Source organism: Haloarcula sp. Atlit-47R (assembly GCF_003665985.1).
Classification (GTDB): Archaea; Halobacteriota; Halobacteria; order Halobacteriales; family Haloarculaceae; genus Haloarcula; species Haloarcula taiwanensis.
Window position 1 is genome coordinate 591,482 of sequence record NZ_QPLQ01000001.1, and the last position, 25,615, is coordinate 617,096.

Annotated in this window: 27 protein-coding genes; 11 read left to right on the forward strand and 16 right to left on the reverse strand. The window is 61.7% G+C overall.

The window, feature by feature from the left end; translation table 11 throughout:
• The first annotated feature begins 41 nt into the window (after window positions 1-41).
• The 4 genes from DVK00_RS03095 to DVK00_RS03110 all read left to right on the forward strand — a co-directional run bounded on the left by DVK00_RS03095 (window position 42) and on the right by DVK00_RS03110 (window position 5,644).
• Window positions 42-3,104: a PAS domain-containing protein gene (locus DVK00_RS03095; RefSeq protein WP_121577254.1), complete on the forward strand. Its 3,063-nt coding sequence runs from the start codon at window positions 42-44 to the stop codon at window positions 3,102-3,104.
• Between the two features lie 52 nt (window positions 3,105-3,156).
• Window positions 3,157-4,215: a threonine-phosphate decarboxylase gene (locus DVK00_RS03100; protein WP_101350828.1), complete on the forward strand. Its 1,059-nt coding sequence runs from the start codon at window positions 3,157-3,159 to the stop codon at window positions 4,213-4,215.
• Window positions 4,208-4,924: an adenosylcobinamide amidohydrolase gene (locus DVK00_RS03105; protein WP_121536142.1), complete on the forward strand. Its 717-nt coding sequence runs from the start codon at window positions 4,208-4,210 to the stop codon at window positions 4,922-4,924. The genes DVK00_RS03100 and DVK00_RS03105 overlap by 8 nt, the downstream gene beginning before the upstream one ends.
• 69 nt (window positions 4,925-4,993) lie before the next feature.
• The gene (locus DVK00_RS03110) at window positions 4,994-5,644 is read left to right on the forward strand and encodes a cob(I)yrinic acid a,c-diamide adenosyltransferase (protein WP_101350829.1); all 651 of its coding nucleotides are present in this window, start codon (window positions 4,994-4,996) and stop codon (window positions 5,642-5,644) included.
• A gap of 21 nt (window positions 5,645-5,665) precedes the next feature.
• Here DVK00_RS03110 and DVK00_RS03115 read toward each other — a convergent pair whose 3' ends face one another.
• Window positions 5,666-5,935 (reverse strand): hypothetical protein, encoded by a 270-nt coding sequence (locus DVK00_RS03115; protein ID WP_101350830.1) that lies wholly within the window; start codon window positions 5,933-5,935, stop codon window positions 5,666-5,668.
• Window positions 5,936-6,010: 75 nt separating this feature from the next.
• Here DVK00_RS03115 and DVK00_RS03120 point away from each other — a divergent pair, with 75 nt between their 5' ends.
• From DVK00_RS03120 to DVK00_RS03130, 3 genes are all read left to right on the forward strand, one after another.
• The gene (locus DVK00_RS03120; RefSeq protein ID WP_121577255.1) at window positions 6,011-7,489 is read left to right on the forward strand and encodes a cobyric acid synthase; all 1,479 of its coding nucleotides are present in this window, start codon (window positions 6,011-6,013) and stop codon (window positions 7,487-7,489) included.
• 61 nt (window positions 7,490-7,550) lie between these two features.
• Entirely contained in the window at window positions 7,551-8,318 is a 768-nt protein-coding gene (locus tag DVK00_RS03125) for a P-loop NTPase (RefSeq protein ID WP_121511525.1), read from the forward strand.
• Complete coding sequence (locus tag DVK00_RS03130; protein ID WP_101350833.1) at window positions 8,315-8,869, forward strand: hypothetical protein; 555 nt, start codon at window positions 8,315-8,317, stop codon at window positions 8,867-8,869. Before DVK00_RS03125 ends, DVK00_RS03130 begins: the two co-directional genes overlap by 4 nt.
• 203 nt (window positions 8,870-9,072) lie before the next feature.
• Here the strand turns inward: DVK00_RS03130 and DVK00_RS03135 are convergent, their stop codons facing one another.
• The 3 genes from DVK00_RS03135 to DVK00_RS03145 form a co-directional block, all read right to left on the reverse strand.
• A complete protein-coding gene (locus DVK00_RS03135; RefSeq protein WP_004515058.1) occupies window positions 9,073-9,306 on the reverse strand; it encodes an HTH domain-containing protein in 234 nt (77 codons plus the stop codon).
• 292 nt (window positions 9,307-9,598) lie between these two features.
• Entirely contained in the window at window positions 9,599-10,414 is an 816-nt protein-coding gene (locus tag DVK00_RS03140) for a winged helix-turn-helix domain-containing protein (RefSeq protein WP_101350834.1), read from the reverse strand.
• Between the two features lie 68 nt (window positions 10,415-10,482).
• A complete protein-coding gene (locus DVK00_RS03145) occupies window positions 10,483-12,078 on the reverse strand; it encodes an FAD-binding domain-containing protein (RefSeq protein WP_121577256.1) in 1,596 nt (531 codons plus the stop codon).
• Between the two features lie 143 nt (window positions 12,079-12,221).
• Here DVK00_RS03145 and DVK00_RS03150 point away from each other — a divergent pair, with 143 nt between their 5' ends.
• Entirely contained in the window at window positions 12,222-12,734 is a 513-nt protein-coding gene (locus DVK00_RS03150; RefSeq protein ID WP_101350836.1) for a hypothetical protein, read from the forward strand.
• A 57-nt stretch (window positions 12,735-12,791) separates the two neighbouring features.
• Here the strand turns inward: DVK00_RS03150 and DVK00_RS03155 are convergent, their stop codons facing one another.
• The 7 genes from DVK00_RS03155 to DVK00_RS03185 are packed head-to-tail and all read right to left on the reverse strand — an operon-like array spanning window position 12,792 to window position 18,101.
• Window positions 12,792-13,325, reverse strand: coding sequence for a hypothetical protein (locus DVK00_RS03155; RefSeq protein ID WP_101350837.1), 534 nt, complete (start codon window positions 13,323-13,325; stop codon window positions 12,792-12,794).
• Window positions 13,322-13,726: a hypothetical protein gene (locus DVK00_RS03160; RefSeq protein ID WP_101350838.1), complete on the reverse strand. Its 405-nt coding sequence runs from the start codon at window positions 13,724-13,726 to the stop codon at window positions 13,322-13,324. The genes DVK00_RS03155 and DVK00_RS03160 overlap by 4 nt, the downstream gene beginning before the upstream one ends.
• Window positions 13,719-14,423, reverse strand: a complete 705-nt coding sequence (locus DVK00_RS03165; RefSeq protein ID WP_101350839.1) for a hypothetical protein — start codon at window positions 14,421-14,423, stop codon at window positions 13,719-13,721. Before DVK00_RS03165 ends, DVK00_RS03160 begins: the two co-directional genes overlap by 8 nt.
• On the reverse strand, window positions 14,420-14,866 hold the full coding sequence (locus DVK00_RS03170) for a hypothetical protein (protein WP_121577257.1): 447 nt from the start codon (window positions 14,864-14,866) through the stop codon (window positions 14,420-14,422). The genes DVK00_RS03165 and DVK00_RS03170 overlap by 4 nt, the downstream gene beginning before the upstream one ends.
• Window positions 14,859-15,584, reverse strand: a complete 726-nt coding sequence (locus DVK00_RS03175) for a type IV pilin (RefSeq protein ID WP_101350841.1) — start codon at window positions 15,582-15,584, stop codon at window positions 14,859-14,861. The genes DVK00_RS03170 and DVK00_RS03175 overlap by 8 nt, the downstream gene beginning before the upstream one ends.
• Window positions 15,581-17,473: a type II secretion system F family protein gene (locus DVK00_RS03180; protein WP_121577258.1), complete on the reverse strand. Its 1,893-nt coding sequence runs from the start codon at window positions 17,471-17,473 to the stop codon at window positions 15,581-15,583. The genes DVK00_RS03175 and DVK00_RS03180 overlap by 4 nt, the downstream gene beginning before the upstream one ends.
• The gene (locus tag DVK00_RS03185) at window positions 17,463-18,101 is read right to left on the reverse strand and encodes a CpaF/VirB11 family protein (protein WP_233560750.1); all 639 of its coding nucleotides are present in this window, start codon (window positions 18,099-18,101) and stop codon (window positions 17,463-17,465) included. The genes DVK00_RS03180 and DVK00_RS03185 overlap by 11 nt, the downstream gene beginning before the upstream one ends.
• Between DVK00_RS03185 and DVK00_RS03190 the strand changes: the two genes are divergently transcribed.
• The 3 genes from DVK00_RS03190 to DVK00_RS03205 all read left to right on the forward strand — a co-directional run bounded on the left by DVK00_RS03190 (window position 18,091) and on the right by DVK00_RS03205 (window position 21,076).
• Window positions 18,091-18,528, forward strand: a complete 438-nt coding sequence (locus DVK00_RS03190) for a hypothetical protein (protein ID WP_121577259.1) — start codon at window positions 18,091-18,093, stop codon at window positions 18,526-18,528. The two genes, DVK00_RS03185 and DVK00_RS03190, sit on opposite strands and share 11 nt — an antisense overlap.
• 439 nt (window positions 18,529-18,967) lie before the next feature.
• Entirely contained in the window at window positions 18,968-20,065 is a 1,098-nt protein-coding gene (locus DVK00_RS03200) for a tyrosine-type recombinase/integrase (RefSeq protein WP_121577261.1), read from the forward strand.
• Between the two features lie 141 nt (window positions 20,066-20,206).
• On the forward strand, window positions 20,207-21,076 hold the full coding sequence (locus DVK00_RS03205) for a restriction endonuclease (protein WP_158598810.1): 870 nt from the start codon (window positions 20,207-20,209) through the stop codon (window positions 21,074-21,076).
• Between the two features lie 174 nt (window positions 21,077-21,250).
• Here the strand turns inward: DVK00_RS03205 and DVK00_RS21140 are convergent, their stop codons facing one another.
• From DVK00_RS21140 to DVK00_RS03225, 5 genes are all read right to left on the reverse strand, one after another.
• Complete coding sequence (locus DVK00_RS21140) at window positions 21,251-21,436, reverse strand: hypothetical protein (RefSeq protein WP_147435868.1); 186 nt, start codon at window positions 21,434-21,436, stop codon at window positions 21,251-21,253.
• Complete coding sequence (locus tag DVK00_RS03210; protein ID WP_121577263.1) at window positions 21,433-21,702, reverse strand: hypothetical protein; 270 nt, start codon at window positions 21,700-21,702, stop codon at window positions 21,433-21,435. The genes DVK00_RS21140 and DVK00_RS03210 overlap by 4 nt, the downstream gene beginning before the upstream one ends.
• A 217-nt stretch (window positions 21,703-21,919) precedes the next feature.
• The gene (locus DVK00_RS03215) at window positions 21,920-22,288 is read right to left on the reverse strand and encodes a hypothetical protein (protein ID WP_121577264.1); all 369 of its coding nucleotides are present in this window, start codon (window positions 22,286-22,288) and stop codon (window positions 21,920-21,922) included.
• Window positions 22,288-22,650: a hypothetical protein gene (locus DVK00_RS03220; RefSeq protein WP_121577265.1), complete on the reverse strand. Its 363-nt coding sequence runs from the start codon at window positions 22,648-22,650 to the stop codon at window positions 22,288-22,290. Before DVK00_RS03220 ends, DVK00_RS03215 begins: the two co-directional genes overlap by 1 nt.
• 505 nt (window positions 22,651-23,155) lie before the next feature.
• Complete coding sequence (locus DVK00_RS03225; protein WP_121577266.1) at window positions 23,156-25,522, reverse strand: phage/plasmid primase, P4 family; 2,367 nt, start codon at window positions 25,520-25,522, stop codon at window positions 23,156-23,158.
• Window positions 25,523-25,615 lie beyond the last annotated feature (93 nt).

A 25,615-nucleotide genomic window follows, 5' to 3' on the forward strand; every position in this document is an offset into this window, starting at 1 on the left:
TTGGCAAGCAAATATGACGGCGGGGAACATTGTGTGTGGTGATGGCCGACAACATCCGTGTACTCCACGTCGACGACGCACAGGGGTTCGCAGAGATGACGGCCGAGTATCTCGAACGGATCGCCGACGACCTGACGGTCGTGACGGCAACGAGCCCCGACGACGGTCTGGACCGTCTTGACGGGGGCATCGACTGCGTCGTCAGCGATTACGAGATGCCCGGACAGAACGGCCTAGAGCTTTTTGACGCCGTCCGGGACCGCTATCCCGACCTCCCGTTCATTCTCTTCACCGGGAAAGGGAACGAGGCCGTCGCCAGCGAGGCCATCACGGCGGGTGTCACGGACTACCTGCAGAAAGACGGGGGCACGGACCAGTACACGATTCTGGCGAACCGCGTCCGGAACGCCGTCGAGCGCCGACGCGCCCGCCGGGAGCGCGAGCGGAGCGAACGGCGGTTCGAGGCGGTCTTCGAGGACCCGCAGACGCTGGTCGGCGTCCTCAACCCCGACGGGACGGTCCGCAAGGCCAACCAGACAGCCTTAGAAGCGGTCGGCGCACCGCTTGAAGAGGTCGTCGGACAGCCCTTCTGGGAGCTGTCGTGGTGGCCCGAGGGCCACGCGGCCGAAGTCGAGGAGTGGGTCGAGCGCGCCGCCGACGGCGAATACGTCGAGGTCGACATCGACCACACCACCGCCGGGTCGGCGCAGTTCAGCTACCACGGCTACATCCGACCGGTCAGAGACGACGACGGCGACATCGTCTCACTCATCGCGTCCGGCCACGACGTGACGGAGAAACGAGAGCGCGCCGAAACCCTCGAACGGACGCGCGACCTGCTCGCACAGACCGAACAACTCGCGTCCGTCGGCGGCTGGGAAATCGACGTCTCCGACGGTCCGCCCTACGAGGGGAACCCGACCGAGGGGTTCTACCGCCTCCACGGCCTCGACCCCGACGAACACGTCCCCGTCGAGCAGACGGGGGAGTTGCTCCACCCGGCGGACCGCGAGCGCGTCGAGGATGCCCTGTCGACGCTGTTGACGGAGGGCGAGCCGTTCGACCTCGAAGCCAGAATCGTCACGCCGGATGGCGAGACGCGGTGGGTTCGCTCCATCGGCGTCCCCGTCGAGGAGGACGGCGAGTTCGACAAGTGCCGCGGCGCAATAGTCGACATCACCGACCTGAAACGACAGGAAGCGGAGCTCGAACGGAAGGCGGACCTGCTCCGGCACGCCCAGCAGATCGCGGACGTGGGCGGGTGGGAACTCGACATCGCGGAGCCGCCCTACGAGGCGACGTGGACCGACCAGCTCTTCGAGATATTCGGGATACCGCCCCGGGACGCCGTGACGCCGGACGAGGTGCTCAGTTTCGTCCACCCGGACGACCACGACCGCGTCGCCGCCGAGACGGAACGGCTCATCGAGGAGGGCGAGGGCCTTACACAGGAGTACCGCATCGTGACCGGGGAGGGCGAGGAGCGCTGGCTCCGCGTCATTTCGGAACAGCCCGACGACCGAGCGGACATCATCCGTGGGGCGACGCTGGACATCACCGAGCAGAAGCAGACGACGCAGGCGCTCAGAGAGCGGGAGCGAACGCTCAGTCAGTACAAGGAGTTCACCGACGACATCTTCGACGCCGTCGACGACGTGTTCTTCCTGCTGGACGAGCACGGCCGGGTCCGGCGCTGGAACGAGTCGCTCGAACGGGTGACCGGCCACGACGGCGACGACCTGGCCTCGATGGACGGCGTCGCGTTCTTCAGGCCCGAGGACCGCGAGACCGTCAGGGAAGCGTGCCGGGCGGGCGACACCACGATAGAGCTGCCGCTGGTGGCCGACGACGGGGAGCCGGTCCCCTACGAGTTCGTCTTCGATCGGGTCGAAACGCCCGAAGGGGAGCGACGGACGGCCGCCATCGGCCGGGACATCTCCGCCCGCAAGGAGCGCGAGGATGCTCTGGCGAGGACGAACCGACAGCTCCAGACGATTCTGGAGACCACGACCGCGCTCGTGTTCCTGAAAGACAGCGACGGTCGGTACCAGCGGATAAACGACCGGTTCCGCGAGGTGCTCGTCGACGGGCCGATGGACGTGGTCGGGAAGACCGACGCGGAGCTGTTTCCGGACGAAATCGCCCAGCAGATACGCGCCGACGACCGGCAGGTAATCGAGACCGGTGAGTCCATCGAGCGGGAGGAGGAGGTCCCGACGCCCCACGGGACACGGACCTTCCTCACGCTCAAGAACCCGATATACGACGCCGAGGGGAACGTCGCCGGCATCTGTGGCGTCGCCACCGACATCACCGAACGCGCCGAGTACAAGGCCCACGTCGAGCGCCAGAAGGAGCGCCTCGACGAGTTCGCCAGCATCGTCTCCCACGACCTCCGGAACCCACTCGACGTGGCGCGGGGGCGGCTACAGCTCGCGGAGGCGGACCCGTCGGCAGAGCACCTTGCGGCCATCGAGCGGTCGCTGGACCGCATGCAGGAGCTTATCGACGACCTCCTGGCGCTGGCCCGGCAGGGCGAGGCCGTTACCGACATCCAACCGGTCGCCGTCGAGAACGCGGTCGAGCAGGCCTGGCGGAGCGTCCGGACCGGGGCGGCGACGCTCGAAACCGACATCGAGGGGACGGTCATGGCGGACCCGACCCGCCTCCAGCAACTGTTCGAGAACCTCGTCCGGAACAGTGTGGAGCATGGCTCTGCGAGCAGTCGGACAGAGTCCGACACCAGCGTCGAGCGCGGGTCGACGGCCCCGCCGCCGGAGCCGGGGGACGGCGACGTGACGCCGGACTCGAACGGATCGATGGTCTCCGACACCTCCCAAACCGCCGCGGGTGGAATCACTGTAACGGTCGGGGCGCTCGACGACGGGACGGGGTTCTATGTCGAAGACGACGGGGAGGGAATCCCCGACGACGAGCGGGAGAAGGTGTTCCGGAGCGGCTACTCGACCTCCGAGAGCGGGACCGGGTTCGGCCTCGCTATCGTCCGGGAGATCGCCGAGGCCCACGACTGGGCGGTCGCCGTGGCCGAAAGCGCGAGCGGGGGCGCGCGGTTCGAGTTCCGCGGCGTCGACGGCCCGGACTGACCGGGGTGGCACCGCGAAACTTTCTCCACACCGCCTGCCGTAACCTCTGTCAATGGACCCTGACTCGGTTGAGGGCGTGCGGACGAGTGGCGGGGACGGACCCGAGGATGCCATCGGTCCGGACGGGCGCGTGCCACACGGCAGCAGCGACGACCCGGACGTGCTGGATTTCAGCGCGAACACGAACCCCCAGGTCCCACCGGGCGCAGAGAAGGCGTACCTGGCGGCGTTCGAGACGGCCCGCTCGTACCCAGCTGACGGCTACCCGGAGTTTCGCGAGGCCGCGGCGGCGTTCGTCGGCTGCGAACCGTCGCAGGTGATACCGACGGCCGGCGGCCTTGAGGCTATTCGCCTATCGATCCAGACGACGATTCAGACGGACGATAGCGTCCTGCTCCCGTATCCGAGCTTCGGCGAGTACGCCCGGGAAGTGCGGCTCCAGGGCGGAACTCCGGAGTTCATCCCGCACGACCAACTGCTTGCCGCCGACCCGGCGGGCCACGCGCTCGTCGTCGTCTGCAATCCGAACAATCCGACCGGCGAGACCGCCGAACCCGGGGCGCTCCGGGACTTCGCCGACCGCTGTCGAGCGGCCGGGACGACGCTGCTCGTCGACGAGGCGTTCCTCGGATTCACCGGCGAGCCGTCGCTGGCCGGTCGCGAGGGCGTCATCGTCGCGCGGTCGCTGACGAAACTGTTCGGCCTGCCCGGGATTCGGATGGGCTACGCCGTCGGGACCGGACAGGAGCGCGACCGCCTCGCGACGGCCCGGCGCGCCTGGTCGATGAGCGCTGCGGCAGCCGCGGTCGGGGCACACTGCTACGGACAAACGGGGTTCGTCACGGAGACGAAAGCCCGCGTCGCTGAGGAGCGAGCGCGGATGCGGGAGCGGCTCGTGACGCGGTTCGACGTGTTCCGTTCTGATGCGCCGTTCCTGCTGCTGTCGGTCAGTGACGCCGACACGTCCGTCGATGGTATCCTTGCCTCGGCCCGTGAGGCTGGCATCGCACTCCGGGACGCCCGGACGTTTCGCGGGCTGGACTCGCACATTCGGGTCGCTGTCAGAGCGCCCGAAGAAAACGACCGGCTGCTGGATGCGCTGGATGTTTGAAACGACCGTTCGGGATGGCGTCTGTCAGATTCGCCGCAAGGGTGCCCGCTGGCTTTCGACAGCGTGGGACGGCGGCTACCGGACCGCAGACGCCGTCTACAACGTCACCGTCCCCGAGGGGTTCGAGCGAACCGACCTCGCCGCCTACCGCGCCGAGCGGCTGTCGGGGGCCGGCTTCGCCATCGGCCCGACACTGCTCACCGGCGTCCACATGGAGCACGCCCGCTGTGCCCGGAGCGGGCCGGTGTCGGTGCTGGCGACAGCGGGCCTCTCGAACCCCGCCGCGTTGCCGATGTCGGCAGCGGGGCCAGCGGACGGCTTCGACGGGCGCGCGTCCGATCCGGCGGACCGCCCCGACTGGCGGCCCGGGACGGTGAATCTCGTCGTCGGGGTTGAGCGCGAACTGGACGATGGCGCGCTGGCGACGCTGCTTGCCAGCGCTGTCGAGGCGAAGGCCGCGACGCTGCTGGACGCGGCGGATGCGCCCGGAACCACCTCGGACGCGGCCATCGTCGGCTGTGTCCCGGGCGCTGAGCGTGCGTCGTTCGCCGGGAGTGCGACCGAAATCGGGGCCGCGGCCCGCGTCTGTGTCCGCGACGCTATCAGGGCGAGTCTGGCCGCCCGCTACGGGGGCGACGCCCTGCCGACCGTCGACGGCGCGGAGTACGGCGTCGTTACCGACCGGGGCACCGAGGTCTTCGAGCCGTGAAAGCGGAGTGTATCACACGACGGTCCTTCATTCCAAACGGCTAAACAGAATCCCGTCGAACAGGCAGGCATGACCGACAACACGGCCGGCCCGACCGCCGAACCAATCGAGCCGAGCGCGCCCGAGGAGTTCGGGCTGGTGCAGGTCTGGTGGGGCGACGGCAAGGGCAAGACGACAGCGGCGCTGGGGATGGCGACCCGCGCCGTCGGTCACGGCTACCGCGTCCACCTCCTGCAGTTCATGAAAGGCGGGACCAGCACCGTCGAGGACGTGCGCGGCGAGTACAACGCCATTGCCGCGCTGCCGGGCTTCTCATACGAGAACGCGGGGCACTACGGCTGGCACGGCTTCCTCGACGGCAGCGAGGACGACGAGCACGAGGCCCGGGCGAAAGGCGCACTCGACCGGGCACGGGACCTCGTTCAGGCCAGCGCCGACACCGACCTCTCGGAGCCGCTGGACGCCGACGGGCCGCCAGAAGAGGGCGTCAACATGCTCGTCCTCGACGAAATACTATACGCCGCGAACCGCGCCCTCGTCGACCCCGAAGACGTGATTGGGCTCATCGAAGCCAAGCCGGACGACCTCGAACTTGTCCTCACAGGCGGCCACGAGCGGCCGGAGTTCCTGTCTGACCACGCGGACCTCGTTACCGAAGTCAGCAAGGAGAAACACCCAATCGACGCCGGTCAGGGCGCGCGGAAGGGCACGGAGTTCTGAGTACGTTCTCCTCGGACGGAGTTACAGTTCGTCCAGCATGGTATCGACGATCTCGCGAGCCGCGTCGACGTGGTCGTCGGCAACGGCATCGGCAGTGCTCTCGACGTGTGACAGAATGTGGTCGACGGTTATCAGCCGCTCAGCTAGCACGTCTTCGGAGAGTTCACCCGCAGCGATGTCGGCGGCGACGGCCTCCGCCTCTCCGAGCCAGCGGCTGGCCGTGCGTTCGACCGGCCGCTCCCCGGTTTCCGCGAGGTGTCTATGCAGCGCCTGAAGGCGTTCGTCAGTCATAGATAGAACTCGGCAGGTCGGGACAAAGAACCCCTGCCGAATCACTGATGTTCGCGGCGGCCTCAGCACTGCCCGATGGCTCACACGCTGCTGGTCGCCGGGACGGCCAGCCACGTCGGCAAGTCGACCGTCGCGGCCGGACTCTGTCGCTATCTGGCCGACCGTGCTGTTTCGGTCGCGCCGTTCAAGGCCCAGAACATGAGCAACAACGCCCGGGCGACACCGGGCGGCGAAGTCGGCGTCTCCCAGTACGTTCAGGCCCGCGCGGCCGGCGTCGCGCCGTCGACTGACCACAATCCGGTACTCCTGAAACCGCGAGGGGACGGCGAATCCCAGCTCATTCTGGACGGCGAGGCGGTCGGGCATTTCGAGGCCCGTGGATACTACGACGAGCACTGGGAGGACGCGGTTGACACGGCTCGCACAGCCCACGACCGACTCGCCCGGTCCCACGACGTGATTGTCGCCGAAGGGGCGGGGTCGATTGCCGAAATCAATCTGCACGACCGCGACCTGGCGAACGTCGAGACGGCGCGCTTCGCCGACGCCGATATCCTGCTCGTCGCCGACATTGAGCGTGGCGGCGTCTTCGCCTCGCTCGTCGGGACGCTCGAACTCGTCCCCGAGGACGTGCGCGAACGGGTGGCCGGCGCGGTCATCACGAAGTTCCGCGGCGACCGCTCGCTGCTCGACCCGGGCATCGAAGAGTTCGAGGACCGGACCGGCGTCCCCGTCCTCGGCGTGGTTCCCTACGACGACCCGGGCCTCCCCGAGGAAGACAGCGTCGCGCTGCCGCCGGTCGGCGAGCGAGCCGTCGTCGGTGACGGTGACGGCGTTGCCGACGACGAGAGCGTTACCGTCGCGGTCCCGCGGCTCCCGCGTATCTCGAATTTCACCGACCTCCAGCCGCTCGCCCGCGAACCCGGCGTCAGAGTCGCGTACGTGCCACCCGGTGCCACCCTCGACGACGCCGACGCGGTGGTCCTGCCGGGGAGTAAGAACACGGTCGATGATCTGCGAGCGCTTACCGACGCTGGATTCGGGGACCGACTACGGGCGTTCGACGGCCCTGTCGTCGGCCTCTGTGGCGGCTACCAGATGCTCGGTGAGGCGATCACGAACGCCGCGGTTGAGGGGACTGGCGACGCGGACCACATCGAGGGGCTTGGGTTGCTCCCGGTGATGACAGCATTCAGCGAGGCGAAGACGGTCGAACACGTCGAGCGGACACTCAATGGTGTCGGCCCGCTCTCCGGAGCGAGCGGGACCGTCGAGGGTTACGAGATTCATATGGGCGACTCAAAACTGACAGGCGGGGCCGCCCGTCCCTTCGACAGTGACGGGGCGGCGACCGACAGTGTTCTGGGAACATACCTCCACGACCTCTTCGTCAACGACACTGCCAGAGATGCCTTTGTGCGAAACACCTTCGAAAGCGCTGGTATCGCCCTGCCAGAGGCACCCGAACGAGCCGACAGCGACCCGTACGAACGAGCGGCTGGGCTCATCCGCGACCACGTTGACCTGGGACCGCTCGGACTACCCGACCGATGAGTGTTTGATACTTCGTTAACTTCCGGAAATTTATATACAGCTAGCTCGCAATATTCCCTTAATGGTCGAAGTGTTCGCGGTCGCCAGTGGGAAGGGCGGGACTGGCAAGACGACGAGCACCGTCGCCCTCGGGATGGCGCTGTCCGACCGCTACGACGTGACGGTGGTCGACGCCGACACAGGAATGGCGAATCTCCTCTTTCACGCCGGGCTCTCCGACGCCGAGACGACGCTGCACGACGTACTAGCTGCTGACGCGCCGGTCGAGGCAGCCACCTACAACCGGTTCGGGCTGACGGTCGTTCCCTGCGGCACGAGCCTCGACGGCTTCAGGGACGCCGACCCGGCCCGGCTTCGAGACGTGGTTGCGACACTCGCAGCAGACACAGACATCATCCTGCTGGACTCGCCGCCGGCACTCGACAGTCGAACCGCCGTCCTTCCAGTCGTGCTGGCCGACCGTATCGTGGTCGTCCTCCAGCCGACGATTCCCGCTATTTCGGACGGGCTAAAGGTCCAGGAGTACGCGACGACCTACGACACGGACGTAGCGGGGCTCCTGTTCAACAAGGTTCGTGAGTCCGAGTCTATCGAGCAGGTCTCGGAGAAGACTGAGCGGTACTTCGACGGGCCGACGCTCGCATCGGTTCCCGAAAGCGAGCGAGCCCGCGAAGCACGTCGCGCTGGACGGCCGCTCCTTGCACACGCTCCCGAGTGCGAGGCCGCAACGGCCTATCGAGCGGCCGCCGAGGCGCTCACAGTACAGAACGGGACAGCCACCGACGCCGCCGACCGGTTCCAGAGCGCCGTCATCCCTGAGTCGCTATGAAACTCCCCTGCGGCCGACTCGACAAGTCCCGCGTCGTCACGGACCCGCGAGACACGCTCGCTGACGTGCTCAACCGCGAACTGACCGGCTACGCCGTCTTTGAATCTCAGGAGACACTCTTGCTTGACGGCAAGGGGCGGGGTGTCATCACGTTTACCGACGGTGTCCCCGTGCTGGTCTACCACACCGGGACAGACCGCGGTGGCCCGCCGGCGCTTGCTGACCTCGCTATCCCCGGGCCGTACCACGTCTCGTTATACGCACTCGACGCCGCCGACCTCGAATCGGCCCACGAGGCGGCCGACCTCCGAGTCCCACCCGGGATGCCCGCCGAACGGTTGGGCGGCGACCCGGCGCTGGCCGACAGTACCCGACGGGCGGCCCCCGACGAGCGACTGTCGGTAACGGACGACGATGCGACAGCAGTCGAGGACGAAGTCGCCGAGCAGAGTGCCGTCGAAGCGTTCCTTGACGATACCGAGAAAATCGAGGCGATCAAGCAGCAGGCACGTTCAGAGGCCCGCGAGCGCGCCCAACAATGGGATTTCTGACAGTCTCGCGTAAATAGGCTCGCTACAGCACCGGCGCTATCGGTCTGTATCATGACAGGTCTGCAGTACGTACGTCGCGACGCGGCCCCGGCGTCACTCCGAAACCGAACCGGTATGACGGTCCTTCCCTTTCGTAGCCGGTGCACCGGTGCGTGTCGACTCCGAGGCCGATACTGTCCGGCCACAACCGACACCAGTCGATATCAGTCTGCCCGAACCGGGATCCACCACACTCGCGACCGTCCCCCGACTTTCTTGCTCGTGATATCCGTCTCTGATTCGAGGTCGTGGAGTTTGTTCAGTGCTGTCCGGCGCGAACAGCCGAGTCTGTCCGCTACCTCTGACGCCGTGAGTGGCTCCGCGTAATCGTTTCGGTGTTTGAACACCTCGATAACGTCCGATTCAGTGTACTGGATTTCCCGTCCAGGCGGAGACATATTTCTGTCAACGATTGCCACACACTTATACTGTCGGCTATTATTTCATTCTGCGTGAAAATATAGAAACGCAGGCGGTCGTTGTCGCAAAACGGTCCCGGGCGCCGGATCAGAACGGCATGAGCTTTCTCGGGTGTTACATACCCTGTAACATGTATTGGGTCCCAAAACAGTTACAGCGAATAAGTATAGACACCTACCGACCAAACTCTATATCGGGGGATATGCTATCCCGCCCTCCAGTGAGTGCTGGAACGCCGACCAGTGCTCCCTTCGGCCCTCATACAGCCCGTCACGGATTGTTTTCCTGTACAGGCAGGACTGCTGCGAGCGGCTGTGATCGCTCTTTATACTGGTCGAACACCGTCTCGGCCCAGCAATACACCGCTGTCGCGTCGGACTCCGCTATCGCCCGGACGTTGTTCCGGTCGTCGTAGGCCGCCAGACAGACTCGCGACCGGTCCAGCGCGAGGCCGATATCAAGCGCGGTGTCGTGGACATACGTGTTGATGTTCTCGTGTTCGAGGCCGCGCTCCAGTGCGTCTGAGAAATCGGACACGGACCGTTCGAGCACGCTGTGGTCGATGATGAACTCGATATGTGTCCCTGTTTCGAGGAGTTCCACTGCGGCGTCGTTGAACACTGACGTTACGATCGGTGAGATGGCCCGAACGTCACCCTCGACTTCGTGCATCCAGTCTGTGAACCGGTTGATAGCGGCGAGGGGGTTCTGCTCTGAGGTCGTCGTGAGACAGGCTGGGTCCAGCAGATCCGCCGGGAGTTCACCGGCGATGGAGCCGAGGTGTGCGGCCAGCGGCCCGGCCGCCCGCGCCCGCTCAACCTCGTCGACGAGCGCCCTGTACCGGTCGAACACCCGCTGTCCTGTCACAGTAAGTCGATACTCACCGTCCCGTTTGACGACCCATTGGCGCTCGGAGAAGCCCGCGAGTATCCGCTGAATCGTAGTCCGCGTCGCATCCACCGAGTCACACAGGTCAGTGGGCCGTGCCGGACGCTCCCGGAGCTGGGACAGCACCGCGAACCGCTGTGGTGACCCAGTAAGGTACCTGCAATCCTCGAAGACGGTGTCAGCCGGACCTTCCGCCATTGGCCATGTCTGAGTGGGCGACCATCTTAGCCTCTTTGGCCTTTGGCAACACTGGACAGGTCTGTAACCTATTCGTCACCGAACGAGTCGAGGCTTGTCTGGGTCCCGTCGTTTCCGGTGCCGTTCGATGCATCCGTTCCGTGTTCGGCGGCGATACGTGCAGCGGCCTCGCGGCCCCCGGAGAACGATGCGCGGCGTGCGATAGTCGAGTCGCTCAGGGCATCGGCCGCATCGGCACGTACTGCCTCGTATCGCCTTTGGAACGCCTGTCGGGCCGCGTCGTAGTCGACGACCGGGTGTGGGTAGTCCTCGCCGATATCGACGCCACAGGACGCCTGCACGTGGACCGGCGTTTGCTCGGGCCGGTCGAGATACTCGTCGGGGAGCGCGTCGAGTTCGGGCACCCACCGACGGATGAACTCGCCGTCCGGGTCCTGGTCGCGGACCTGCTTGCGCGGGTTATACAGCCGGAGGGCCGGCTTGCCAACCAGTCCGCACTGGGACTGCCACTGGGTGTAGTTGATGGCCGCCGAGGCGTCGACGAGATGGTGGTAGAACCAGTCCGCGCCGAGCCGCCAGGGCTGCTGGAGCAGATGGTAATACACCGATACACACATTGCCCGCATCCGGAAGTTGAGCCAGCCCGTCTGTTTGAGACACCGCATCGACGCGTCGACCATCGGGAACCCGGTCTGGCCGTGCTTCCAGGCGGCAACCAGCTCGGGATCGTACCGCTCCGCGTTGAACCCCACCAACACCGGATTCACCGCCGCATCGAGCCAGCCGGGCCAGTCTTCGAGCTTCTGCTCGTAGTGTTTGTTCCAGAACAGCCGCGAAATGAACATCTCTTTCCCGCGGCCGTCGGGCGCGTGTTCGTCGACGTACTGGAAGACCTGCCGCACGGAGAGACAGCCAAACGCGAGATACGGCGAGAGTCCGCTGGTCCCGTTTCGTGCGTCTGTCGGCGCAGAGATGTTCCCCGGATAGTCGTCGATCCGCTCGACGAACGCCGACAGCCGCTCACGCGCCGGGCCGGTCCCACCGCGAGGCACGTCGGATTTCGACGGTGTGACTGCGTAGTGTTCTTCGACCGCGTCGATGTCGATACCGCTGTCGAAGCTCCGTGAGGTGACCGTGCTCGGGTCCCAGTTGTACTGGTCGGCGGAGAACCACGCCGATACGTCGTCCTGCCATCCATCGCGAGTCTCCGCTCGGTCACGGACCAAGCCGTCGCCGTCAATGCATGTTACATCACACTGTTCCTGCACGCGGCGGTCCCGTTCCCGACCGTAGCGTCCGGTCGGAACGGCCATCGTCACGATGTCCCAGCCGGCCCCGCGGAACCGCCCCAGCACGTCCACCGGGTCCCCGTGGGCGTAGGTGAGTCCGCGACCAGTCGCGGTGTGGTACTGGTCCGAGAGGTCGGCCAGGCAGTCGTGCAGGAACCGAACCCGGCTGTCACAGGCGAGGCCGTCCGAACCGTAGAACGCCGGGTCGAACACGAACAGCGGGAGCACGTACTCGGACGTCCCAGCCCTCGCGACTGCAGCCTGGTCACGGATCCGAAGGTGTTCACGATGCCAGACGACTGTCCCTGATTCGTCGTCGGCGAGCGTCGGAATCGCGTCCCGCTCCGGCGTGTCCCCTGAGTCCAGTCTTGGCATCCCGTCGTTGGGTCATCGTTGGCCCGCAGCTACCACTGTCTTTCGACTCTCGAAGCTCCGGCCGAACCAGGAGTCCCCGGTGGCCGAGTGGTGTCCGCAGTCGTATCAGAAGGGTTACCCCTCGAGACCCGCGCTAGCCGACAATGGAATTCGAGTCCACGCGCCGCCGCTTCATGCAACTCGCCGGAACGAGCGCGACAGTCTCCCTCGCTGGCTGTAACGCCCTCCAGGGAGGCACCAGCGACGGAATGAACACGGGGACAGAGCCGCAAAACCAGAGCGCGGGCGGGGAGCCTGCAACGGTAACGGTCGGAGTCGAACCTGACCAGACGCAGTTGCGGGACCGACAGCAGGAGATCCAGTCGGAGCTTCAGGCGGGGAACCTCACACAGAGCGAGGCACAGGCAGAGTACCGCACCGCACAGGAGAACCTTGCAGAAGGCGCAATCAGTTCCTTCGAGGAGCGTGCCACATCTGAGCTTGGCCTCACTATCGACGATTCCGTTTCACAGGCGGGTGCGCTGCTGGTCACTGGCCCGCCGACCGGCCTCATCGCTACCCTCTCAGTCGACAGTGTTACTGGACTCTTCCCGCAATCGACGTTCGAACAGATCCGGTCGCAGGTTCGAACTGAAACGCCGGGCGCAGCGGAGTAACTCACACGCCACTGGCCGACTGCCGGCTCGCGCCGAGCGACGGTGTGTGATTTGCACTCACCGGGAGGACTTCCCACTGGTTTCCAGGACCACGGTGACGGTGGTTTCGCCACGCTCGGTTGTTGTCGTCACATCGAAGCTGACGGCGAGAACATGTGTGCGACCCACGCGGTCCTGCCCGACGACGCCGCGGTCGGCGGTACAGTCCCCGAACTGGCGGGCCGGTCCCGACGGACAGTTTTCGGCTTTCCACTGCTGTGCGGCAGTACCGTTGTAGGTTATATTGTAATGGACACCGTCCTCAATGCGGGATGTCTGGAGCCGGTCAAGCCGAGGACCCAGTCCGGTTCGAACGGCTGTCACCGCCGACTCGTTCGCGGTCCAGGCGTATTGGCTCGGGATGGACGTGCTCTCAGTTGCCACGGCTCGCTCAAGGACTCGAAGCGCGTCAGCAGACGGGTCGTCATCGTAGTCGGCCGTCGCCCGAACGTCATCGTGATAGCTCAGTTGGAGCGAGGCGAGCACAATTGGGACGAGCGCTACGGCGATGACCGTGGCCGCAACGAGCACGAGCTGTCCGCGCCGGGTCACGCGTACCACACGGTGATCCGGACACTCCCGTGTCCCGTCGGCACAGTTGCAGTCCCGGTGCTGACGCCCTGAGGCGTCGGTGTTCCGACCGCACCGTGCGGTGTTTCGACCCGGAAGAGGACGTTGTCGGGCAGGATGCGTGTGACCCGGTTCGAAAGCGCGCTCCGTTCGCGGTCGAACGCAGTCGGACTAGACACGACCTCCTGCAGTCGCGTCGCACCGCCGTGTCGCGGCGGGTCAGTAGCAAGAATGGCCGCCGTGTCCGAAGCGTAGGCATCAAGTTGCGGCCCCTGTCGGTCCGGCGCTGGCGTCCCCAGGGCGAACCCGAGCGCGACGCTGAGAATCAACACTGTGCCGAGGGCAACTTCCACGAGCGACAGCGGCAGTTGCGCTCTAGACATCGACGGTCACCACCAGCGTCTCTTTCGTCGACCGCGGGGCGTCGTACTCTATGGTCACGTTGCCTGGTTCGAGCTGGCCGGCCCGCTGGAAGCGCAGCGCCGTCGTCTCGTAGGGCACCAGCGGGACCGCGTAGCTGCCGTCCAGCCCGCTCCGGTTGTGCAGGACGACCCGGTCGTTAGCGCGGACCGTCCAGACAGTCGTGCCCGCCGGCGGGTCGATAGTTACGGTGGCCTGTGCGCTCCGGCGAGGGAGCGTCACCGCGTCGGTCGTCGCCAAGTCGGGTGAGAGTGTCCGTGGTTCCCGAGACTCGACCACGACGAGACGGGTGATTTGTGTCCCGCTGTAAACTGTGCCACTGCGTGCGATTTCCTCGTCAGCCAACTCGACGCTGACCGCATACTCACTGGCCGGCGGTGCGCTCCGCTCCAGCGCCGCCTGGTCGAAGTCGTCTACCCGAGATTGATTGAGGACGTTGCTCCGGGCGGCCAGCGGCCCGTCCACCGCGACGAGTCGGTCAGCAATTGCGGCAGCGACCCGTCGCTCGTCGGGGGTCCTATCCGCACCGGTAATCGCGGTATCGGCCATCGCGACACCCAGACCAGTGACAACAGTCAGGAGCACGAGCGCGATACCAAGCGCTGGGAGCGACGTCTGGGCACGCATGGTGGCGTCAGAACGATGGTTCGACACGGTCATCGCTCCGCCTCCAGTGTCACCGTCACGCTCCCCGTGGTTCCAGAGACAACGACCACAGTCGGACTGCCCGCCTGCCATTCACCTTCGAGGGTATCGACTCTGTCGGGCAACACCGGCTGTGCTCGGCCGCCGATTTCGGGGTTAGGATGGTCGAGGACGAGAGCATCCCCATCAGTCCGAATACTGTATCCTGCCCCATCGATAGTCTCCGGGAGCGATACCCGAACAGTCGCCGAGACGGCCCGGGCCTCCGGCGGAATGGCCTGCTCGACGCGGGCCGTCGCTTCGGCGAGCGTTCGATCGCCGAGTTCCGCCCCGACGGCGGATTGATACGCCGGGACAGTGCCGCCGTACAGCGTGGTCGTCACTACTCCGATGTACAGCAGCACAATCCCCATGCTCAGCAGTTTCTCGACGACCGTGCTGAGCGCGCGATTATCCATGGCTCACCTCCGTCCGCATATCGTGACGGACAAGATACAGCGTCCGGCGGCCTGGGAACGTCGCTACGACGCTCTGGACGCCATCGCCGTCGATGTCCCTGACTCGCGTGGTTGCACCGACACGCTGGAAGTAGTCGGTGAACGGCCGTGGAGTCGCCGTCTCGATAGCCACGCTGTAGTTGTCAGGCGGGAGTTGTTCGCGTTCGTGGCTGACGTTCTGGCGGATACCAGCGGACACACCGCCGGTGCCAGACACCGTGCCACCGCTGGCGTTGACAATCGGTGCGCCGACGATGACCGCTGTGTCGTCCCGCGTCGCCGTCACCGGCGGGTCCGTTTCGAGCCACGCGTTCCCCGCGGTCCCGCGAACAACACTCCCGGCGAGAAAACGGACACGGTCGTCGCCGGAATCGTAGATCACTGCGTCGACGGGGACCGTTCGCTGGACGCCGGAGTCGTTGCGGACTCGGAGCTCTCGTTCGACTGTAGTCAGCCGCCCTTCAGTAAACCGAACACGGGCCGTCTGGTGGCCCGTCTGCTCCACTGGTCGGAACGACGTCTCGAACATGTTAGCGACGCGGGCCTCGTTGGCGGTTGCGGTGTGGCCGTCGACGACAGTCCCGACGACGGCCGTCAGCCCACCGAGCGCGACGACGGTCAGCCCCAGCAGCAACACCACGCCGACAACGTGTGACTGGGCGTCGGTATCGCGCTTCAAATCAGACCAGCCCCCGCGAAGACAACGTATGCGACGAGAACCAGCCCCGAGGAGTGCAACAGCGCTTCGTAGGCGCCGCGGCTCGCCGTGCCGGCGAACCAACCACAGGCCAGCATCGTCGCCTGCGTGACGACGTAGAACCGGTGTTGCTCCCGGACGGGTTTGATCGCGCTCGGGTCGAAGGCGATGTTCGCACCGCCAGAGACCGACGACAGTTGTGCGAAGCTATCGAGGACGTAGACGTTGACAGCGACGGTAATGCCGATGACGAGCAGCGCCGTCGTCCAACCGACCGCAACGTAGACGAGCAGGGCTGATCGGATGGATTTCCGCAGATGGTAGAGTTGACCTATCTCTGTCTGGAGCGTCTCGAACACGTCCTCCGCATCGCTCCCCGTATCCAGCGCGCCGACCACAAGCCCGATGGTCTGTTCGGCCATCGGCGTACCGACGCGATCGACGAAGTGGTCCAGCGCCGCGGCCCGGCGGTCGGCCGCGGCGTCGCCGGGGCTATCACCCAGCGACAGTGTGAACGCGAGCGACTGGACATCGCTGGTGAGCGCGCCGAGTTCCACGTCGTCGGCGACACGTCGGACCGCCTCTGGGAACGGGCGGCCCAGCGCGACGTGGCCGGCGACGGCGTGAACAAAGTCCTGTATCTCCCGGTCCTTCGCGTCGTCCGCTCTGGCCCGACGGACCGTTACCAAACCGACGGGGACGCCGACGGTGGTATACGAAAGGAGCGCGACGTTGACCGGACGGTAGCCCAGTGACCAGAGACCCGCGGCGACGACCACGCCCAACGGCACGCAGGCGAGGAGTGCACTTGCTGGGTTCGAGGGAATCGTCATGAGGATTGCGACAGGGCCATCCGGCAGGCCATAGCTCGGAGCGGCCGTGTTCTGCGGGCGGAGCGTCGCAACAACGAACGCCGCCAGCAACCCGGCGGCCATCACGAACGCCGCGCTCCCGTAGACGACGATCGCGCGAACGGTCGTTTCGCCCAGCGGCGTCGCAACAGGCTCGGAGAGGCCGGGCGCGAGGATTCCCATGACAGTGACGATGAGTACAACAAGCGCGGGCAGCACTAGCAACACGACAAACAACTCCGCGAGCAGTTCGAGATAGCCAGTCGCCCGCTCGTGTTGTCGGCTCTGCTCGTGCGAGAGCAAGCGCCCCTCCATCTCCAGGTATCCCTCTAGCGCCTCGGCGCTCTGATTCGCATGTTCGCGGAATTTGAGCAGAAACGGGGCCAGCAGGTCTCGTGAAGGTGTCTCGCTGGCGACCCGCTCAATACCAGTGTCGAGACTCCCGGTGAGGATGCCTTGGTTAAGCGCACGTCGGAAGGCGACCGCTGTCTCGCCGTAGGCGTCCTGTTCGGCAACGGCGCGGAGCATCTCTCGCCGGTCGTGGGTTCCGGACGCGAGAACTCTGAGGTAGCGGACGGCACCGGGCAGCGTGGCTGCGATGTCCGCGCGCCGCGCGCTTGCGACCCACGAGAGATACCGGTTGCCGGCGACGAACACGCCCCGTTTGAGCGTGAGGCCAGCGACCGTTCCGAGGATAGTGGCCACGAGAAGCCGAGGGACTTCTGGTAGCGCCAGCCGATTGATGACCGGAAGGCTCTGCTGGAGCACCGCGACGAACGAGTCGAAGGTCCCCGGGGGCACGAGCATCGCTATCGTGGCAGTTCCGAGAACACCGACACAGAGCGCTATCCACGAGAGGCCGTACACTCTGGCGACGTAGACGCCAAAGCCGGCGCTTGGATAGGCGGCCCGGTAGCGGTCGCGCGTGCTTGCGTGGCGGTCGTCCTCGGCGTGGTGGGCGAACAGGGCGTACAGGCCCCGGTCGAGCAAGCCGAGTGTCTCGCCTTCATCAGTCGTCACCCGTACCGACCTCCAGGTGCGGATTGTCGGGGGTACCAGTCTGTCGCCGCAGCCGCTCGACGGTCGCTGCCTCGTTCGTCTCTAGGTCGGCTAGCACGCTGAACAGGTCGTCGAAATCAGTTAGGCCCTCCTGAACGAGGTACTGGACGTACCGATGGCGACGGTGAAATGCGTCCTCGACGGCTGAGACCGGTTCGTCACGGAGGTCCGAGAGCCGGTCGAAGATACCGGTGTCGACCCGCCGCCGGTCATCGCCGAACTGCGGGTGGTCGTAGGCGAATTCAAAGGTCCCGTCGGGCCGCCGCCAGCAGACGCTGTTCCAGTGGATTGTCGTCCCGTCCTTGTGTATCGTCCCACTCCGGTCGTTCTCACCTTCGACGACAGACGGGTCGTCAACGAACTCGATTACGTCGCCGACGTAGCGCTCCCCATCAACGTGCCGAGGGAACACGATGAGGCCAATCTCTTTGAGCAGGTAGGTCGGCACGCCCTTCTCGATAACGCGGTTGACCAGCGACTCGATGTCGTCGGCGTGGGTCGTCCCGATAACGCCGTGACCCGTGTAAGGTACAAATCTATTAGTAGACGGAACCGCTTGGTATAGATAGAGTGTCCCAATGGCTGACACAGACAAAAAGTCCGCAATGACCTATCCAACCCCTGAACAGTATCAAGGGTGGAAAGACGACGCCAAAGAGATGGATATGTCTGTATCTGAGTGGATGCAGGCCATGATTGAAGCCGGTCGCAAGAAGTTTGATGCACAGGTCGAACCCGACGAAAGCGCCGAACAACTCCGTAGACAGCGTAATGACCTAAAGACCGAGTTAGAACGCGCCCGTGAGCGGATTCAAGAGTTGGAAACGCAGTTGCACCACGGCGAGCAAGCGGTTATCCGCGAATTTGTTGAAGAGAATCCCGGTGCCACCTTCGAGGATATTACCCGCCACGTCATTGATACCGTTCCTGAACGGTTGAACCGGCATTTAGACGAACTGGAAGGTGACGCCCTGTATGTTGATGATGATGGATACTACCCGGAGAGTGACGGCTAATGACGAAAGTAAAGACGCCACATGACCGGCTTGGCGTGTTCAAGCAACTAGCCGACGTTCCCAACAGTCGCCGCCTTCACCAATACGCAAGCGCCTATGAGGGACGGGATACGTGGGCCAGCTACCGGGCGACTGTCGACCTTGGCGAGCGTATGTCTGAAGAGTGGGCACGGTTCTCCCGTCGCTGGAAAGACCACACCAAGGAACATGGGCGGCACCATGCCTTAGCCCGTCCCAATGACGTAGAAACATGGTCCGTGTGGATGTTAGATAGCTTCTCGGTGGATAGGGCGTACCAACACTGGAACGTCATTGAAGGCTTCTATGACTGGCTCAAGTGGCATACCGAACACCCACACACGTACAACCCCTTCCATATGGCCGCTGTCGAACCGGAGAGTAGCACCCGAAAGATATGGTCCCGAAAAATGGAGAAAGCATGAGTGACGACGCCCGACAAGAACTGGCCGATGCATTTGGCCGTGAATTAGATCCGCTAGCACAGTTTGAAGAGACGTTCAAAGAAACCGAAATCGATCCGTTTGAGCTGTATGAGCAGAACCGATTAGATAGCAAAGACCTGTCTGACGCCGCTGTTGGGGAGTATCGCCGTTCCTTCCAGCAATGGCGTGATTATATGGACCAACAGGGGCGTCACCCCGCTTGTCCGAACGAAAGCCACGTTACGGGGTTCATCGAGTACCACAGAGACGAACGTGGCAACTCAGTTGGAACTATCAAGAACCGGCTGATGTATCTCAATCAAGCATATCAATACTGGCAAGACGACGCCGCTTTTCCCCACCCACAGGATTACAACCCGATTGACTTGGCAAAGGCCACGGCTGATTTGACCGATGATGGACCCAAGGAACCGCCCCGTCTGTCTGTTGATGAACTACGGGAGAAGGTTGAAGAGATTACCAACATTCGGGACCGGGCAATTGTGCTTATGCAACTCAAGCTAGGGCTTCGAGCAACCGAAGTGTGCAATATCAAACTATCCGAAGTCCACCTATCGAACCGGGACGTTCGGGACCACTACGACAGCATGGCCGAAGCCAAGGAACTGAAAGAGCGGGACCGGGAAAACGCCGTCTATATCCCACATGAAAGAGACGGAAACAAGTCTCGCCGGCCCCGTATGCTCCCCTTGGATGATGAACTACGTCGGGCGCTTCTCCGGTATCTGCTGATTCGGCCCGACAATGGTGAACCGTGGCTGTTCTTGTCACAAACTACGCGGGAGCAAATGACCAAACAAGGAGTAAACGAAATATGGAAAGACGCTTTCCAGCCGGAGTATGCTGAAACCAAGGACCACAGGGCTATCACTAGCCACTTCGGGCGACACCGCTTTACGACCTACTGGCGTGTTGAGCAAGACCTGAACCGAGAGTTAATCAAGTATATGCGCGGGGATACAGCTGGCTCTGCTAACCTCAAGGACAGGGGCGCGATTGACGAGTATATACACACCTACTATGAGGATATTGAACCTATCTACCGCGAGCAGATCTACAAGTTTGGTGTCTAGCTTCGGCTAGAAAAATAAGATAATCAAGGTTACTTTTTTATCACTATATTCAACATTTGGCACATGGTATATTGCTCGGACTGTGGTACTGAAGCAGCAGATTCACAGTCATACTGCCAGAGTTGCGGTTCATCTCTCTCAGTGGACGGGGGTGGACCACCGTCGGATGGTAATTCAGCATCTACTATCCAACAGCAGAGAAAAACAGATTCTCTCGATGATGCCGAACTGAAAGAACGGTTGCAGTCGATGGACGAATACGAGTTTGAGTATTTTATTGGCGACTTGTGGGAGAAAGTTGGTTGGCGCACAGAAGTTTCGCAAGCTTCTGCCGATGCCGGAATAGATGTCATTGCTGAAAAAGACAAACCATATCATCAAAAGAAAGTCATTCAGGCAAAGCGGTATGGAGAAAACACGACTGTTGGCGGTCCTGATATTCAGCAGTATGCAAGTCTAAAACGACAAGTCCCCAATACTGACTCTGTCGTTATTGTCACCACAAGCTCATTCACCAGTAGCGCCAAGAGCCGGGCGGATGAACTAAATGTGAAACTTGTTGACGGGGATGGCCTTGTTGATATGGTCCGGCAGTATGATGCGGGTTCGCTTGTTGATCAATACACGGACTTATCCACTTCAACGGAGCAGAATACGCAATCTGAACCAACTCCGTCTGGTTATGTCCCAACTACAGAGGATTCAGTAGCAGAAACCTCCACTAAACCGAAAACCGAACCACTGGTTACTGGATTTGCTGGATTTAACAAATGGCATTACGTGGCGGCTGTGGCTGTGCTCTTGACGTATGCTATGGCTGATGTCTCGGACGGAGCGTTGCTTATATTCTACTTCTTAGGGATTATAACGCTCTATCTCGACATTAGATATGTTCGTAAAGCTACTGATTATTCGCCACGGGCATGGCCATATTTGCTCGGTATGGTATTTGCTCTCGCTATCATAGTGGTTCCCGCATATCTCATCAACCGATTCCGGTATACGAACTGAGCGAGTAGCACACGCCCCGTTTTCTATCTGTAATCATATCCCCCAAGTTGCCGCGCCGACAGTCTACTGCGGAAACTTCAAAAACCGTAACTAAGCTACCGTCTCAAGAGCCATGGACCGCAGGATAGAACACGAAAGCGCGGTATCTGTTACGACTTATTATACAAGTCGTTACTACTCATCAACCGGCTCAAGAGCATTGCGCCATGCATCGCCAAGGACATCCTCGGGGATTGGGTCCCAAGATCCACCTGCTAACCTGTACAACTCGAATGGGTCCGCATCTTCGGGCCACTCTTTGTGGTCCGTTTCAAGAGCTTCAAGCGTTTTCTCAATCTCGCGCTTCGATTTGCGCGTCATGGTTGCTCCTGTTGTGCTTCAATGGCTTCGAGCCGTTCCGATAACTCTTCGAGATCCCTGTCGTTTTGCATTTGCCGATGCACGTTGGCTGAATACGCTAAGGCTCTAATCCACTTGATTCGGACCTTTTCATTCTCTGTGTCGTACACACGCCCTTCTTTGACTTTCCTGTGAGCCTCCCGAATCCCATCTTCAAGCAAATCCAGAATTTCGTCACGGTTGGGTAACTCTCGCGCGCCTGCGCTCGCGCTATCAGCCTCAGACATGGTTTACCCCCCGGGGCTTGACCATAGAATCGGCGTTTACAAGCGTTTGAGTGCGATGCATCACGTTTGGAAGTGTAATTGGTAGTTGCTTAGTCACGAGTACGTCACCCGTTGTAGTCCCGGTCAAAATCCGCCGCCGGGATACAGAAACATAACAACACACCCATTTTCGTTCAGTTGGAGAACTTGATGGATAGGGGAGCTACCCTATGAACTGTTACTCGTTTCGCACCCGCCAGCGTTCGAGTGCTTCAGGGCTTAGGTTCTTATCGCCAGTCGAATCAACCCGCTTCCCATCGTTATTAATCGCTATCATACGCTCGCTCCAGTCCGGCCATATATCCTTCGCCACTGGTAGCGGAAGCTCTTCCCCGGGTTCATACGTCACAGTTGGCGAGGTTGTTCCATCAAACCGCGCTGGCACAGGTGAGAGATCCAAGTCGTCCGGGAAGCACTCTTCAGGGTACTTATCCGGATTACCCAGACGGAAGCCCCCGCTGACCGCCGCCCAGATAACTGTCGTTGTGCCTTCTGGTAGCCGGTCCTCTTCGCTATCTTGTTCGTTAGGTCGGTCAACTGCTGGCATTAGTCCAGCACCCCCGAACCAACGTCAAACTCAGCATCGGAATCTTCGGTATCCTTGTCGTCGTCATTAACCGACAAATCGGTGAGAATACCGCTTCCAACGTCAGGGTCTTGACCGTCAGTGGTGACGTTGGCTGTTGCTCCCGTAGCTGGCATGGCCGCGCCTTTGGTGAGAATATCAAGTTTCGTCCCCAGTGATTTCTTAGTGGGGAAATCTTCAATCACCGCGTCGGTGTCCTCATACTCCGCGCTGTTGGCTACGATTTTTTCGGCCATACGCTCTTTTTCTGCCAGCTCGTTAAGTTCCGCCGCCGCCGCTCGCACTTTACTCTCTGTACTATCGATGTTACTGTAGTCACTCATAGCTATGAAGTGTTCTCTATGGTCGGATTCCGCCAACCGTCGTTACGCTTTAATCCAGTTGCTCGCCTTTCGGGTCATCGCCCGCTACTTCGCTATCTAATCCGCTCTGTCCGTTCTGTAGCCGTCGACCACTGCTGGAACCGTATGCACCAGTCCTATCACCACAACCGCCAAGGAACCGCTTGCATGGCCCGACAGAACCAACAACACGACGACTAGCGACACAAGAAACGACTCACTCAGAAGATCTGATATTCTCTCGTCCATAGGTAGATGCTCGCCAATTATGGGTCATCACAGACCTACCGGCTAAACCGAAGTGTCTTTACGGTTTTTAACCATCTCAGCCACTCACACACCAATTCTCTGTCCTAATTAGACACTTTGGTTTGAACTATTGCACACGTACACGCACGTACGCGATTAATGGAACAAAAGTGTCTAACGCACCACCCAATACTGTGGTTTGTCGGGAGTAGAAGCGTTCTACACCCAAAGACACTTTCTAGTCGAAGTGTCTAAGCCCACTCTCTTGTGGTTCATCGGAAGTGTCGGGAAGGTAGCTTTCGCCCTTCCCAGTGAGTTGCACACCGACAAAGACGCGCTGTTGTTTTCCGTTCACTGTCGCTCTCCCATCGGCAATACCTTCACTCTTGAGACGACGAGTCATCTTGTGTTGTGTCTCTGCCGGTAGGCTCTCGGCTTCACAGAACGCATGGTATGCGTGGTATGCCTGTTTTTTCGGAAGCTCCCCGTCCTCACTCTTCTCAAGACAGATCTCACGGAATCTGTCGACTGTGTTGCCCCACTTCTCCCACGTCCGTTGTGTCTCGCCCGGTGTCCGATCTGCGGTGAACTGTCCCTGTTGCATCAACCGCTGGAGACCTTCTAGCATCCAGTTCAAGACACCGGACAATTCTGATTGAAGTTTCTCGTCAAGGTGTGGGTCGCGTTCTGCCTTCGGAACGGTTGACGGGAACGGAACCAACAGAACCCGACGGTAAAACGCCTCATCTTCCGTCTCGGCGTCCGGGAGTTGATTAGCCGAGAAGAGGTGTTTCGCGTTCGGCTCAAACCGGAACGGGTCTTTGAATTTCTCTTCTGCCTTGATGCTATCACCGGCTGTAATCTCTTTAAAAGCGCCTGTGTCCTCGATAAGCGAACTTGGAATGTCGTTTCGGAAGTTCGCCCACGACTGGAACAGTTCCGCGCCAGCAAATCGCTCGCCAGTAAGTTCCTGTGGTGTGAGTGAAACCACAGTATCGGAACCCAGAACCGCTCGGACCGTATCAAGGAACGTCGACTTACCGGAAGCGGTCGGACCGACAAGGAACAGGGCTTTGTGATACGGAAGCCCCCAGTGCATCAAAGTATATCCTGCATACTCTTGGAGTTTCTTGCGTTGGGCTTCGGATTGCACCACGTCGCTTAGAAACTCACGGAACTGTGGACAGTCGGCGTTCGGGTCGTACTCTGTTGCTACCGACCCGAGAAACCGATACTCTGGAGCATGGTCTTTCAACTCTATGCCATGGGTCTGAACCTCCAGAACACCGTTCCGGACGGGAATATGGTTCGCTGGTCCGCCCATATCCTCTTGGCTCACTGTATGCCTGCCACGGAGTTGGTCTAGAATCTCGTTTTTCTCGTTCTTAGCGTATTGCTCTCTTAGGTTGTTAACCAGCAACTCCCGAACTTTCTCTTCTCCAGTCGGATTGTAAATCCCGGTGTCTGAGCCGTAGGCGTATAGTACGTCGTTCTCTTCGAGGTTCGCCCAGTGATGTGTTTCAGATAGCAACTTTGTCGCCTCATACCGAGCAGGCTTTCGTTCATCGGCTTCAGAAGCACCGTCGTACTGTCGATACACTGTGTCCCATGTCGGGGTATCAGTGTTCGTCTGAGTGGTGTCTGTTGTGCCCGCTTCGGTTGTCATCGTTCCGCCGTCAGTTGTGGGGAGTGACTTACTGCCAGCGTCGTCACCGACCTGCCGTTTGGCCCGTTTCCACGTCAATTGCCAGTAGTTGTCTGACGCATCGTTGGAATCAACCTTACTGTTGCTGTTGTTTGCCAGCAACCGATAGGCTTCAGATTCACTGACACCGTGTTCTATCATCCGACAACAGACGTGAAAGTCGGATTCGCTCCTATCGCCACTACCGTACAAGAGATAATCCTTGATGTTCTGGTAGTGTTCTGCGACAGCCTCAGCATGGCTTACATCGCCGTCTGTGTTGGGGGTGCCACCGGACGTATCCACACTTTCAGTAGCGCGTGACGTATCCTTGCCGCTCTCATCGGCCCTGATAACCTCAAAGAGGTCAGCCAGCGAAATCTCTGCTATTGGCGCATCGGTGGCAATTTCGTAGTAGCCACCGTCAGGCTTTGAGCAGTTGTCGCACCACTCTTTATCGCACCCATCAAGCTGGCTCGCCGGACCCACCACATACTGATTGTGAACGCGAATCTCTCCCCAACTTGGTCCGGGGTTCATCGCTCCAGCGACGGCTTCAATGCTCTTGTGAACGTCTTTACCGTCAACATAGTAGTACCTATGGCCGCCAGTATCGCCGTCTGTATGTGGTGATTTGACCGTCAGGGTATCAGGAAGATTGTTCACGGCTTCCAGCGCGTCACTGTCCGCACTTTCTGAATAGTCGTCTATATCCACGTCAATCAGCCAGCGGTCGCCTGACGGGTTCGCACCGGCATACACACCGTAGTTACCGGAGAGACTAGCGAAACTACTCTCACGGTTACTGGCGTCGTTGTGACGCACCTGTGACGCCTTTGTTCCGTCTTTCACAGGGATAAGCCGCGCTTCGATAAGACCGGCTTCGGTCAGTCGCCGGGCCAGTGTTTCGCGGTCGGACATTAGCTAGTCACCCCAACGTACACTTCTTTGTGGGTTCGGCAGAGATTCACACCGTTAACCTCAGTCACGGCTTCATTCCAGCAGGTGTCACAG